Raw genomic sequence first — 13,892 nt, forward strand, 5'->3', positions numbered from 1 at the left:
CTTCCTAGTGACAGTTTCAAAATCTTAAATGCATCAGTTTTATTCAACATAAAACCTCCCTTATTGTTATTTGTAGCCATATTTTATCATATATTTAATAGTTAATATAGATTAGTTTTACCTAAAAGTATAATTACTATTTCAAATTATAGGGTTCAATAATATACAATCATAAATCTGCTATTTTTATTTATGCAATATTAAATTTTCCATCATATCTGAGTATTTGTATTTTCTTAAAAGATCTTCTAATACTTTCATAGAAGAGGATAATATTTTATCTTTATGATAAACCAATTTAAAAGAACGTTTAAATGGGCTTAAATTTATGTTATTTATGATTTGAATTTTATTATCTAAAATATCTTCTTCAAATGTATGAATTGATAAAAGAGATAAGCAATTGTCATCTAAGATTGCTCTTTTTATAGTATCTGTTGAACTAGCCTCCCAAGCTATTTGAACAGAAATTTTATGCTTAGATAAAAGATGTTCTAAGAAATCCCTTGTTCCACTACCGCCTTCTCTAACAGCAAATCTTTGATTTTTTAAATCTGTTAATTGTAGATTCTTATTATCTAAAATAGAGTGATTATTTTTACATAATAAAACCAAGTAATCATCTATAACAGGTATAGTTATTAAATCAGGTGATTGAATATCTCCTTCCACGATTGCCATATCAAGTTCAGACTTTATCAATTTTTTTTCTACTGTACTTGTGTTATTAACATAAGAGTAAGTATTTACATTTGGCGCTATTTTATGAAACTCTTTTAACACTTTTGATAGGATGTAAGTACCTACTGTTACAGAAGCACCAATTCTTAAGTTTTCTATATTTGAACTATTATTCATAGCTTTTTCTAAGTTATCAAATTGATCTACAACATCAATAGCATATCTTAAAAGTTCTTTTCCAAATTCAGTTATATAAAGTTTTTTGGATAATCTATCAAAAAGCATAGCGCCATAATGATTTTCTAATTCACGTATTACCTGACTTACTGTTGGTTGAGAAATGAATAAATTTTCACCTGCTAAACTCATATTACCTGTTTTTGCCACTTCTATAAAAATTCTTAAGTGACGAATAGTCATAATAATCCCTCCTTTATCAAAAAATTATGCTAATTTATATCTTATCAATAGGTTTTACCTATATTATTGATAAGATAATACCATTTTTAAAATACAATCTCAAGTGCTACAATTAAGTTGATATGGAGATAAAAGGTAAAAAATGTAATCTAGTATGATTTACATAACTCACAATATACATTTAAAATGATTACAGATTGATGAAAAGTAATTTACAAAGGGGGAGAATAATATGGCGACTTTAACAATAAGTTCAGCAGATGAGAAAAGAGTAAAGGCATTAGGTTTTTTGAGTAATAAGGGAACTGATAATTTTTCAGGAAGAGTAATAACAGTGAATGGAAAAATTACTGCAGCTCAACACAAATGTATAGCTGAAGCAGCAGAGTTATTTGGAAACGGAGTAATAACTTTTACAACTCGACTTACAGTAGAAGTACAAGGAATTCCATATGATAAAATTGAAGACTTCAGATCATATATTGCAAAAGAAGGTCTTGAAACTGGGGGAACAGGTAAAAAAATACGTCCAGTAGTTTCATGTAAAGGTACTACTTGCCAGTATGGTTTAATAGATACATTCGCTTTATCAGAAGAAATACACACTAGATTTTATAAGGGTTATAGAGATGTAACTTTACCACATAAATTTAAAATAGCAACAGGAGGATGTCCAAATAATTGTGTTAAACCTAATCTAAATGATTTAGGAATAATAGGGCAATGTATACCAAATTTTAATGAAGATTTATGTAAGGGATGTAAAAAATGTGTTATTTCAAAAAATTGTCCAATGAATGCATGTGAAGTAGTAGACGGAAAATTGAAAATAGATGAAGAAAAATGTATACATTGTGGTCGTTGTGATGGAAAATGTCCATTTAAATCTATAACAGATAGTCAACATGGATTTAAAATATATATAGGTGGAACATGGGGAAAAAGAGTTTCACATGGTATAGCTCTAAATAAAATATTCACCAATAAAGAAGAGGCACTTGATATAATAGAGAAAGCTATATTATTATACAAAGATCAAGGTATAACTGGTGAGCGTTTTGCAGCAACTATAAATCGTATAGGATTTGAAAATGTGGAAAAACAATTATTATCTAATGATTTATTACAAAGAAAAGAAGAAATAATAAATGGAGAAACTAATGTAGCTGGAGGAGCTACTTGCTAATTTAATATAAATGAAGAAAGTATCTTGCTATTAAGTGAGATACTTTTTTACTATTATGTTTATATTTTATGTAGTTTTAATAAGGTAATAAAAATATATATGGGATATAATTAAAATACATAATAATATATTTATAAAATAAAAAATAAAGAGGTATACATAATGGATATTTTTATAATAGAAGATGATAAAGCATTAAGTAGGGAGATTAGTTTAACGTTAAGTAAATGGAATTATACTGTAAAAGAAGTTAAAAACTTTGAAAATATAACTAATGAAGTATTAGAATGCAATCCAAAATTAATATTAATGGATATAAATTTACCATGTTATGATGGTTTTTATTGGTGCTCTCAAATAAGAAACTTTTTAAATGTTCCTATAATTTTTATTTCATCTAGGGATAATGATATGGATATAATAATGTCAATAAATATGGGAGGAGATGACTATATTATGAAGCCATTTTCGCCACAGATATTAGTTGCTAAAATCCAAGCAATACTTAGAAGAACATATTCTTATAATAGTGAACTAAAAAGTGACATTATAAAATTTAAAGATATAACTTTGAATATAGTTGAATCAAAACTTTATTTTAAAAACAAAGAAGTAGAACTTACTAAAAATGAACTTAAAATAATGAAAATACTTATGGAAAATCAAGAGAAGATAGTAAGTAGAGATGAAATAATAGAAGAGCTTTGGGATACAGATGAATTTATAAGCGAAAACACCCTTACTGTAAATGTGAATAGACTTAGAAAAAAATTAGATACAATAGGGTTAGAAGATTTTATTTTAACTAAAAAAGGGCAGGGATATATAATAAGATGAGTTTTTTTAAATATTTAAAGGAGATAAAAATGTTTTTAATTTTAATCGTTTTTATAATGATTATAGTAAATACAGTTATATTGTTAGACCCCAATTTATCTAAAAGTATAGATAGTTTGATTTATATAAATATACTAGTCATAATTACTTCTATAGTATTTTTGATTATATCTTATAGTACATATAGAAAAAAAGAAAATAAATTTATAAATTTTATAAATGATCCAAGTCAAGATGACAACTATATTAAAGATAATTATTTTTATATGAAGGTCATGGAAAAAATTGAAGAAAGTCAGAAGGAAGTAGATAACTTGAGAGATGAACTTGAAGAAATCAATGATTATATGACTAACTGGATACATGAGGTGAAAATACCTATATCAGTACTTCAAATAATAAGTAAAAGGATAAATGAAATTGATGAAAGTAGGCAGTTATTTAAGCAAATAAACAGTGAATTAAGTCGTATAGATAAACTTGTTGAGCAAGCCATGTATTCTAGTAGAGCAGGCAATTATAACTCAGACTTTTTCATAAGTGAAGTAAATTTAGAACATGCAGTAAAAGAAGTAATTAAGAAAAATAAGTACCAATTTATATATAACAAGATAGATTTACAAGTGGAAGAGTTGAATAAAACTGTATTAACCGATAAAAAATGGATTACTCATATAATAGAGTTAATAGTTGATAATGCTATTAAGTATAGCAATATGGGTGGAAAAATAGAGATATATTTAAAAGAAAATAAAAAGTGAACGGAATTACATATAAAAGATTATGGCTTAGGGATAGCACCTCAAGATATTGAAAGAATTTTTGATAAAGGATTTACTGGAGTGAATGGTCGCAAAAGAACTAAATCAACTGGTATGGGGCTTTATATATCTAAAAAAATATTAAATAAATTAAGTCATAATATAGATGTAATATCTAAACAAGATGAGTTTTGTGATATTTATATTACGTTTTATAACTTATCAGATTACTTTAATGTAATGTAACATCAATGTGACATAAATGACACATACCCTCTTAAAACTGTAAGGTTAATGAATGGAATCCATTGTTAGAAATTTATAGAATATAAGTATAATAAATATTAGAAATTTGGAGGGTATTATGTTAAAAGTTATTAATTTGAAAAAAGATTTTAAAACAAATAAAAATACATTTAAGATACTAAAAGATATAAATTTAGAAGTAAAAGAAGGAGAATTTTTATCTATAATGGGTCCTTCTGGAGCAGGTAAGACAACATTGTTAAACATATTATCAACTGTAGATAAGCCAACTTCTGGTGGTGTATATTATGATAATAAAGATATAGGAAAAATGAATAATAAGGAGTTATCCAGATTTAGAAGAGATAATATAGGATTTATTTTTCAAGATTATAATCTACTAGATAGTATGAGTGTAGAAGATAATATAGCTCTTCCACTGGTAATAGGAAATGAAAAACAAAGTAAAATCAAAGAAGAAGTATTAAGACTAGCTAAATTTTTTGGTATAGAAAATCATTTAAAAAAATATCCTTATGAATTATCAGGTGGACAAAAGCAACGAGTTGCTGCAGCTAGAGCTTTAATTACATCACCTAAAATTATATTTGCTGATGAACCAACAGGAGCATTAGATTCCAAGTCTTCTTCAGAACTATTAAATTGTCTTAAAGATATGAATGAAAAATTTAACGTTACTGTAATAATGGTTACTCATGATCCTTTTAGTGCAAGTTATTCTAATAAGGTAATATTTATAAAAGATGGTAAGTTAAATGCTAGAATAGATAGCAGTGGAAATAGAAAAGAATTTTATAATAATATAATGAATTTACTTACTTCCATGGGAGGTGAAGTAAATGAACTTTTTTAAACTTTCATTTATGAACTTAAGACAAAATATAAGAAATTATGGAATGTATATTTTCTCTATGGTATTTTCTATTTTAGTGTTTTATAATTTTATAACCCTTATGTTTAGTGATCAGTTTAGAGCATTACAAGATTTAAAAGTAATTTCAACTATATCTATGATGTGTGCTATGGTACTATGTTTGTTCTTCGTATTCTTTATTTCTTACTCAAGTAGTTTTTTTATAGAACAAAGAAAAAAAGAATTTGGGATTTATACTTTTATGGGTGTGGAAAATAATAAAATAGCACTTTTATTTGCTCAGGAAGGATTATTAATAGGAATAATAGCTCTAGTAGTTGGCATATTTGGAGGAATATTAACTAATAAATTGTTTTTAATGGCACTTGTTAAGGTTTCAAATATTAATACTATTATGAAATTTGAAATATCAACACCAGCAATAATTGTAACTAGTTTGATGTTTTTAGCTATATTAATTTGTGTATTTATAAAAGAATATATAACTTTATTAAGAACAGATATAACAAAACTTATAAATGCAACTAATATATATCAAAGTGATAATAGCAAAAATAAAACATTACAGGGTCTATTAGGAGTTATCGTAATAATTTTTGCATATCTATTGATTATTTATTATAAGAAATATAATATTCAGTTTACTATAGCGATAATAGGTACTGTAGTTTTAGTTATTATAGGGACTATGCTATTATTTAAAGGATTTTTTACATTTGTCATATCAAAGTTAATTAATAATAAGAATTTTTTATATAAAGGAACTAATGTATTAAGTTTTAATAATATTATTTTTAGAATAAGAGACAACAATAAAGTATTAGGGCAGATTACTGTATTAATAACATGTTGTTTAACATGTATAATAGTATCAATTTCTATGAAAACTTTATTTAGCTAAGGTCAAGAATCAGAGTATCCTTACAGCATTATGTATTTAGGTGATAGTAATGATACGATTGTAAATCAAGCTTTAACTTTGAGTAAAGAAGAAGTAGATTTCAAATTTGATACAGAAGTTATGATTGTTGAGACTAATGAGAATCCAAATGAAATGGGAGCAATTCCTTATACAGATGATGTAGATTTAATAAAATATTCAGAAGTAGAAAAGATATGTGAGTATAGAAAGTTAGAGAATGAAAACAAATTTTTAAATACTAAATTAAAAGACAATGAAGCAATCTTCCTTATACCGGGAAACCTTATAAATGCTTTTAATTTTAATGTGGATTTTAAATTAGGAGATAAAAATATTAGTATTATTGATTCTTATACTATGAATTTATTTGGTACGTTTAGAGATGGAAGACCTATTATAATAGTCAATGATGATACTTATGATTCAATAAGTAAAATTTTAGGCAGTGAGAAAGATAGTATATCATGTATTACCCTTAAAAACTTTGAAAATACTGCAAATATATCAAAATATATAGAAGAGAATAGTAACATACATGTGTATAGTGTGGATAATTTTGACAAAGAAAGTTATAACTTTGTTAATTCAATTTACTTTATTGGATTATTTTTATCACTAGTATTTATAGTGTCTGTAGGAAGTATTATGTACTTTAAATGTATATCCGATGCAAGTAAAGATAAACCTAGATTTGATACACTTAGAAAAATAGGAACTAGCCAAGAATATATAAATAAATCCATATTTAAACAGGTAGGAATATTTTTCTTGTTACCAGGATTAGTAGCTATAATCCATAGTATAGTAGCTGGATACTCTGTTGCAAGTTTCTTTAATCAAGATGGAAAAATATCCACATTAATAACTATATTAGTATTTTCTTTAATTTATTTAATATATTATTTGGTTACGGCTAAGAAATATATTAATCTTACAAAATAAATAATTATTTTTTAAACCATATTTTTACGTTATTATTTAAGTAGAAATATGGTTTTTATTAATTTGAAGGATATTTAAATTAAATATATTAGGGAGGGATTAAAATAAAAAAATTTAGAATAATATCTATTTCATTATTTGTATTAGGCATTTTATTAAATATAATTACATCAAAAATTCCATGGGTAGTAGAAAAATACTATTCCAATGGGATAAATATATACATAGTAAATATTTTAAGCAAAGTATCTAGTTTGGTTCCATTTTCATTATTTGAAATACTAATTTATATAGGGATTTTAGCTATTGTAATATTTATGATATACTCAATAGTTTATATAATTAAAAATCCTAAGAATGCTTTTTCATATATGAAAAGCTCTATTTTAAATATTATATCAGTATGTGGTATAATTTACTTTATTTTCATAACTTTATGGGGAATTAACTATAGCAGAATAGATTTGAAAACTTCACTCATTGAAGATTACAATAAAACTCATAACAAAAGCATTACCGAAGTTGAATATAATAAAGAAGATCTTAATAATTTATATAAATTTTTAATAAAAAAATGTAATGAAACTAGAGAGCTGGTATTAGAAGATGAAGAAAATATAATGAAGTGTAAGGGAGATTATAAAGAAGTTTTATCTAGAGCAAAGGATGCATATGAAAATGTCACTATCTTAAATCTAGATAAAATAGGTAAATATTCTACTCCAAAGCCTATTTTAAATTCAAAGTTATTATGTTATACAGGAATAACAGGTATATACTCACCATTTACAGGAGAAGCAAATGTAAATATAGCTGTACCAGATATTTATCTTCCTTTTACTATACTTCATGAAATGGCTCATCAAAGGGGATATGCCAGTGAAGATGAAGCTAATTTTTTAGCATATATAGCTTGCATAAATAATAAAGAATTTGATTTTAGATATTCTGGATATATTATGGCTCTTAAATATACATCGTCAGCGATGGCTACTATAGATTATGAAAATTATAAGAAGTTAAATGAAAATTTATCTCTAGATGTTATGAATGACTTAAAAGATAGTAATGAATTTTGGAAAAAATATGATGGCAAAATTAGTGAAGCATCTGATAAGATGAATAGTACTTATTTGAAGTCAAATGGAGTAAAAGAAGGAACTGAAAGTTATGGAAAGGTAGTTGACTTATTGCTTACATATTATTCTTTGGAAATTATAGAATAAAAGTAATTTAACTTTTATTCTACATATAATAATAGTAAGTAATAATTTATTGAGGTGAGTAATTTTTAATAGTATAATAAATTTACTTATTAAAATATGAGGGAGTTAATATTATGGATAAAAGAACAGACTTTAATGAAAACCACATATATTGTTCTAGATGTGGAAAAAAGAATTATTCTGGTGATAAATTTTGTATAAACTGTGGAAATAAGTTAAGAAGTATAGAAGATACAGTAAGAAATACTGCAAAAGAAGTAAAAGAAAGTATAAAAGCTAGTCAAACATATAAAGATTTTACGTATAATAACTACAATAATTCATATAGTGATAATTTCAATGAGAAAGATATGATTAATTTTATACAGAAAAAAGCAGATTACTATATACCAGAATTTAAAGACATTAAAGAATTAAAAAAATCAACAAGCTGGAACTGGGCTTCATTTTTCTTTAACTCATGGTGGTTTTTATATAGAAAAATGTATGTATATGGATTTGGAATCTTAATAGGGTCATTTATAATATCATCTATAATACCTTTACCTGGATTTATAATTAATATAATAATAGCAGTATTATCAGGATTATATGGTAATATAACTTACTTAAAACATATAGAAAAAGAATTACAATCAGTTGAATGTATGGATGAGGATGTTAAACAAAGAATATTACTTAGCAGAGGCGGAGTAAATATAGTAATTCCTATTATATTAGCATTACTTACAGTAATTGGTGCTTTACTTGCAGGGGTAGTAGGAGCATTCTTTTATATGCTTTCTTCACCATATTTTTATTAAAAAAATATAATTATAAATTATAAAACACATAGTAAATAATCTGTGTGTTTTTTTGTGAATATGATGAAATTTAGCATCTATTATCGAAGATTTAGAGTTGGTAAAATTAAAACTTAAGATATAAAAAAATTAAATAATAAAAAAAAATAATTATAAAGCTAATATAAAGTGTTTGTGATATTATTAACTTGATAAGTTTTTATAATTATTATCAATATATGAATCCTTTCTACTTAAATATTTACATATTCTAAGACAGAAGATACATGGACTAATTAAGAAATTCACTTCTTAAGGAATTAATAATCACGTCCTTTATATGTTTGAAATTATTTATGATATATTGTGATAATTATAAGGCTTTTAGTAAATATAACATATTTATATTTACCTATTGAAAAGATAGGCAAAGATTAAATTTATGGTAAGTATCATTATAAGAAATAGTACAAAGTTGTTATCATTTTTTTAATACCTCCACACACAGATCACTTATTTGTGTGCTAGCTAAGAATAGGAGGAAATTTATGAATAAAAAATTTGATGTAAGAAAATTAGTACAAATAAGTTTATTGATATCGCTACAAATTATATTGACTAGATATTGCTCTATACAAACACCAATAGTTAGAATAAGTTTTGGATTTGTTCCAGTAGTTATAATTGCTATGTTATATGGACCAGTTAGTTGTGGTATAGCAAATGGAATTGCAGATATAATAGGTGTTATGCTATTTCCAACAGGTTCATTTTTCCCAGGATTTACTTTAAATGCTGTTTTAGCAGGTGTAATTTATGGAATATTCTTATATAATAAACCAGCTACATGGTCTAGAATATTATGTGCATTATCACTTATTTCAATAGTTGTAAACTTAGGGCTTGGTACTTATTGGTTATCTATTATGATGGGTAAAGGTTTTATTGCATTATTACCCGCACGTATTTTTAAAGAGCTTGCTCTTATACCAATAAGAGCTATAGTTATAGGTATCATATGGAAAAAGATTATAGTGAAATTTCCAAAAGTATCACAGGTATAAATAAACAATAAGATTTAATGAATAGTTAATTATCAATGTTAATTAGATAAAATTTTTAATAAATAGTTCATACCAAAACCAGAAGGGCTAGTATTGGAGAAGGATGTCTATCATTTTTTAATAAACAAATTGAATGTATATATCAAGTGCTTATGAATAATTTATAGGCACTTTTTTTATTTGGTTTTTATCAGAATCAACTTAGTTCAAAATCAAATTATATGTTTTATTATTAACAATGGTTGATTATTGAAAGAGATGTAAATATAATTTAATTAGAATTAAATAAAATCCAAATGAGATTTACGAGAGAATTTTTTTAAAAATGCCGAAGAAGCAATCTAAAAATAGCCATTAAATTTTTATGAGAAACTTTCAGGCACAGGTATCGTAAATTGATGGGACTCTGGAAAGACTTTAGCCCAGTAATGGGTGGGAAGTCACCGAAGAAGAAAAGGAGTATTTTCTCACTGAAACTTTCAGGTAAAAGAACAGAGGATATGTGGCTGCTATTTATAGTGTCTACATATCCTTTTTTTATTGTAAGGAAATTATATGTTATCTGTTCTATGGATAACATATAATTTGCAACTTTGTTACTTGAGCAACGGACGCAGTCGTTGGCGACATGAACGAAGTAAATTTTTTTATTGATTAAATTTATTTTTATACTAATTAAATTACAATACTATTTCATTATTATTAAAAATTGGGGGGCTAATTTATTATGGAATTAAAAAGAACACGTTTATTTCCTGTACATGAAAAATTAAATGCAAAGATGTTTGAATTTGCAGGATGGGAAATGCCTTTAGAGTATAGTAGCGCTACTAAAGAGCATGATTATGTAAGAAGGAGTGCAGGATTATTTGATGTATCTCATATGGGAGAATTAGAAGTTAAAGGGATAGATGCTTTTAATTTTATACAATATTTAATTACAAATGATATTTCTAATTTAAAAGAAAATGAAATTATATATTCACCAATGTGCTATGAAAATGGAATGACAGTAGATGATTTATTAGTTTATATGATAGAAGAAAATAATTATTTATTAGTAATAAATGCAGGCAATATTGATAAAGACTATGATTGGGTAAAAAAACAATCAGAGAGATTTGATGTTGATGTAAATAATATATCAGACAAGATAGGTCAATTAGCAATACAAGGACCTAAGTCAGAAGAAATACTTTCTAGAATAGTAGACATAGATTTATCTGATATAGAATTTTATAAGTTCAAAAAGGATGTTAAAATTTGCGGAGAAAACTGTATAGTTTCAAGAACTGGTTATACAGGAGAAGATGGATTTGAGATATATTGTTCTAGTGATGTTAGTGAGAACATATGGAATTCTATATTAGAAATTGGAAAAGATGATATTTCACCTGCAGGGTTAGGAGCTAGAGATACCTTAAGATCAGAGGTAAATTTACCTTTATACGGACATGAAATAAGTGAAGAAATATCACCAATAGAAGGTGGTCTGGGAATATTTGTTAAGTTAGACAAAGATAATTTCTTAGGAAAAGATAGCTTAGTAAAGATTAAAAATAGTGAGAATCCAATGAAGTTAGTTGCCTTTGAAGTTCAAGGAAAAGGAATGATAAGAGCGGGATATGAAATAGAAGTTGATGATAAGGTAATAGGATTTGTTACTACTGGCTTAAAATCTCCCACATTAGATAAATTTATAGGAATGGCTATTATAGATTCTTCTTATGCAAAAATAGGTACAGAAATAGGAATTAGAGTTAGGAAAAAGTTAGTAAGTGCTGTAATAGTTAAAAGACCTTTTTATAAAAAACAATATAAGAAGGCAGAAATAGAGAAAGTAGAATATAAGCAATATCCATATATACCAGCAACTCATGAAGATGAAGTAAAAATGCTAGAAGCCTGCAAAGCTGAAACTATAGATGATTTATTTACCGATATACCAGAGAACTTAAAGCTAAATAGAGAACTAGAATTAGAAGAAGCCAAGTCAGAATTAGAAGTAAGTGAGATAGTTAAAAACATTGCAAATAAAAATGTAAGTACAGATGAACTAACTTGTTTTTTAGGTGCAGGGGCTTACGATCATTATATACCTTCAATTATAAAACATATAACATCTAGAAGTGAATTTTATACAGCATACACACCTTATCAAGCAGAAATAAGTCAAGGAACACTACAAAGTATATTTGAATTCCAATCAATGATAGCAGAAATAACAAAAATGGATATAGCAAATGCATCCATGTATGATGGTGCAACTGCTGCAGTGGAAGGATGTTTATTATCAGTTTCAAAAACTAGACGTAAAAAAGTAGTTGTTGGAAGAACTGTTCATCCTGAAACAAGAAAAATATTGAAAACATATTTGCAATTTAAAGATTGTGAAGTTGTTGAGATAGATTATGATAAAGAATTAGGAACTACTGATTTAAATAAATTAAAAGAAGCTGTGGATGAAGATACAGCATGTGTACTTGTTCAAAATCCAAACTTCTTTGGTATGATAGAGGATATAGATGAAATTGGTCAAATAGCTCATGACAAAAAAGCTATGTATGTATTAAGTGTAAATCCAATTACGTTAAGTATTTTAAAATCTCCAGGAGAAGTAGGGGCAGATGTGGCAGTTGGAGATGCACAACCTTTAGGAAATGCATTGAATTATGGAGGACCTTATGTAGGATTTTTGGCTATTAAATCTGGACTAATAAGAAAAATGCCAGGTAGGGTAGTTGGTCAAACAGTTGATAGAGACGGAAATAGATGTTATTGCCTTACTTTACAAACTAGAGAACAACATGTAAGACGTGATAAAGCTACTTCAAATATTTGTTCAAATCAAGGTTTAAATGCTTTAAGTGCAGCAATCTATCTTGCTACTATGGGTAAAGAGGGATTCCAAGAAGTTGCAATGCAAAATATACAAAAATCTCATTATGCTGAAAATAGGATGAGAAAAGGTGGAAAATTAACATCATTATTTAAAGGAAAGTTCTTTAATGAATTTGTTATAAAGTCATCTGTTGATATAGACATATTAAATAAAAAATTATTAGATAACAAGATACTTGGCGGATATGATTTAGGTAAAGATTATCCAGAACTAGAAGGATGCAAATTGATTTGTGTAACAGAAAAGAGAAGTGTAGAAGAAATAGATAGATTAATAGGAATTATGGAGGGGATGTAAATGAACGATTATAATAGCTTATTAATTGAAATTTCAAAGGAAGGCAGAAAATCTTATTCTCTTCCTAAACTAGATGTAGACACATTAAAAATAGATGAAATGTTAGATTATAATATGATAAAGAAAACAGATTTGGAATTACCAGAGTTAAGTGAGCTTGATGTAGTAAGACATTATACTTTATTATCTAACAAAAATTTTGGTGTAGATACAGGATTTTATCCATTAGGGTCTTGTACGATGAAATACAATCCTAAAATAGATGAAGATATGGCATCACTTTGTAAGTTTACTCAAGTTCATCCTTATCAATCAACTGATACAACTCAAGGTTCATTAGAACTAATGTACAACTTATCAAAAATGTTATGTGAAATAACAGGCATGGATGAAGTAACTCTACAACCATCAGCAGGGGCACATGGAGAATTAACAGGACTAATGATTATAAGAAAATATCATGAGACTAGAGGTGATTTTAAAAGAACGAAGGTAATAGTTCCGGACTCTGCTCATGGCACAAATCCTGCCAGAGCTAATATGTGTGGATTTGATATTGTTGAAGTTGAATCAACTAAGAATGGTTCAGTTGATATGGATAAACTAAAAGAAGTATTAAATGATGAAGTAGCTGCATTAATGTTAACAAATCCAAGTACACTTGGTTTATTTGAAAGAAATATAGAAGAAATAGCTACCTTAGTCCATGAAGCAGGAGGATTATTATACTA

The 13,892-nt window shown here is 26.3% G+C and carries 13 protein-coding genes and 1 riboswitch; of the genes, 12 read left to right on the top strand and 1 reads right to left on the bottom strand.

All coding sequences use genetic code 11. The features are described 5' to 3' along the window. Window positions 1–186: 186 nt before the first annotated feature. Complete coding sequence (locus J7G74_RS08420; RefSeq protein WP_297134080.1) at window positions 187–1,101, bottom strand: LysR family transcriptional regulator; 915 nt, start codon at window positions 1,099–1,101, stop codon at window positions 187–189. 232 nt (window positions 1,102–1,333) lie between these two features. Here J7G74_RS08420 and J7G74_RS08425 point away from each other — a divergent pair, with 232 nt between their 5' ends. From J7G74_RS08425 to J7G74_RS08485, 12 genes are all read left to right on the top strand, one after another. Next, window positions 1,334–2,287, top strand: a complete 954-nt coding sequence (locus tag J7G74_RS08425; RefSeq protein ID WP_297134082.1) for a 4Fe-4S binding protein — start codon at window positions 1,334–1,336, stop codon at window positions 2,285–2,287. A 162-nt stretch (window positions 2,288–2,449) separates the two neighbouring features. After that, window positions 2,450–3,124 carry a response regulator transcription factor gene (locus J7G74_RS08430; protein ID WP_330616474.1) on the top strand — a complete coding sequence of 225 codons (675 nt, stop codon included), beginning with the start codon at window positions 2,450–2,452 and terminating at the stop codon, window positions 3,122–3,124. Between the two features lie 29 nt (window positions 3,125–3,153). Further along, window positions 3,154–3,885: a sensor histidine kinase gene (locus J7G74_RS08435; protein ID WP_297134085.1), complete on the top strand. Its 732-nt coding sequence runs from the start codon at window positions 3,154–3,156 to the stop codon at window positions 3,883–3,885. Between the two features lie 12 nt (window positions 3,886–3,897). Continuing rightward, window positions 3,898–4,131: an ATP-binding protein gene (locus J7G74_RS08440; protein ID WP_297134103.1), complete on the top strand. Its 234-nt coding sequence runs from the start codon at window positions 3,898–3,900 to the stop codon at window positions 4,129–4,131. A 118-nt stretch (window positions 4,132–4,249) separates the two neighbouring features. Next, window positions 4,250–5,005, top strand: coding sequence for an ABC transporter ATP-binding protein (locus J7G74_RS08445; protein WP_297134087.1), 756 nt, complete (start codon window positions 4,250–4,252; stop codon window positions 5,003–5,005). Continuing rightward, window positions 4,992–5,927: an FtsX-like permease family protein gene (locus J7G74_RS08450; RefSeq protein WP_297134090.1), complete on the top strand. Its 936-nt coding sequence runs from the start codon at window positions 4,992–4,994 to the stop codon at window positions 5,925–5,927. The genes J7G74_RS08445 and J7G74_RS08450 overlap by 14 nt, the downstream gene beginning before the upstream one ends. A 30-nt stretch (window positions 5,928–5,957) precedes the next feature. Then, window positions 5,958–6,890, top strand: coding sequence for an FtsX-like permease family protein (locus J7G74_RS08455; RefSeq protein ID WP_297134093.1), 933 nt, complete (start codon window positions 5,958–5,960; stop codon window positions 6,888–6,890). 161 nt (window positions 6,891–7,051) lie between these two features. Next, complete coding sequence (locus J7G74_RS08460; RefSeq protein WP_297134105.1) at window positions 7,052–8,116, top strand: DUF3810 domain-containing protein; 1,065 nt, start codon at window positions 7,052–7,054, stop codon at window positions 8,114–8,116. 113 nt (window positions 8,117–8,229) lie between these two features. Continuing rightward, the gene (locus J7G74_RS08465; protein WP_297134096.1) at window positions 8,230–8,919 is read left to right on the top strand and encodes a DUF2628 domain-containing protein; all 690 of its coding nucleotides are present in this window, start codon (window positions 8,230–8,232) and stop codon (window positions 8,917–8,919) included. 527 nt (window positions 8,920–9,446) lie between these two features. Continuing rightward, window positions 9,447–9,962, top strand: a complete 516-nt coding sequence (locus J7G74_RS08470; protein WP_297134099.1) for a folate family ECF transporter S component — start codon at window positions 9,447–9,449, stop codon at window positions 9,960–9,962. 296 nt (window positions 9,963–10,258) lie between these two features. After that, window positions 10,259–10,363, top strand: a riboswitch (glycine riboswitch). Window positions 10,364–10,689: 326 nt separating this feature from the next. Continuing rightward, window positions 10,690–13,161, top strand: coding sequence for an aminomethyl-transferring glycine dehydrogenase subunit GcvPA (gene gcvPA, locus J7G74_RS16710; protein WP_330616475.1), 2,472 nt, complete (start codon window positions 10,690–10,692; stop codon window positions 13,159–13,161). Next, window positions 13,162–13,892, top strand: a 731-nt coding sequence (locus tag J7G74_RS08485) for an aminotransferase class I/II-fold pyridoxal phosphate-dependent enzyme (protein ID WP_297134101.1), incomplete at its 3' end; no start/stop codon positions are given.

Source organism: Terrisporobacter sp., assembly GCF_017888745.1.
Taxonomy (GTDB): Bacteria; Bacillota; Clostridia; order Peptostreptococcales; family Peptostreptococcaceae; genus Terrisporobacter.

Bases quoted from the DNA above. Each gene is read 5' to 3' on its own strand.
- J7G74_RS08420 (WP_297134080.1), bottom strand. From the start codon at position 1,101: ATGACTATTCGTCACTTAAGAATTTTTATAGAAGTGGCAAAAACAGGT.
- J7G74_RS08425 (WP_297134082.1), top strand. From the start codon at position 1,334: ATGGCGACTTTAACAATAAGTTCAGCAGATGAGAAAAGAGTAAAGGCA.
- J7G74_RS08430 (WP_330616474.1), top strand. From the start codon at position 2,450: ATGGATATTTTTATAATAGAAGATGATAAAGCATTAAGTAGGGAGATT.
- J7G74_RS08435 (WP_297134085.1), top strand. From the start codon at position 3,154: ATGTTTTTAATTTTAATCGTTTTTATAATGATTATAGTAAATACAGTT.
- J7G74_RS08445 (WP_297134087.1), top strand. From the start codon at position 4,250: ATGTTAAAAGTTATTAATTTGAAAAAAGATTTTAAAACAAATAAAAAT.
- J7G74_RS08450 (WP_297134090.1), top strand. From the start codon at position 4,992: ATGAACTTTTTTAAACTTTCATTTATGAACTTAAGACAAAATATAAGA.
- J7G74_RS08455 (WP_297134093.1), top strand. From the start codon at position 5,958: ATGTATTTAGGTGATAGTAATGATACGATTGTAAATCAAGCTTTAACT.
- J7G74_RS08465 (WP_297134096.1), top strand. From the start codon at position 8,230: ATGGATAAAAGAACAGACTTTAATGAAAACCACATATATTGTTCTAGA.
- J7G74_RS08470 (WP_297134099.1), top strand. From the start codon at position 9,447: ATGAATAAAAAATTTGATGTAAGAAAATTAGTACAAATAAGTTTATTG.
- gcvPA (WP_330616475.1), top strand. From the start codon at position 10,690: ATGGAATTAAAAAGAACACGTTTATTTCCTGTACATGAAAAATTAAAT.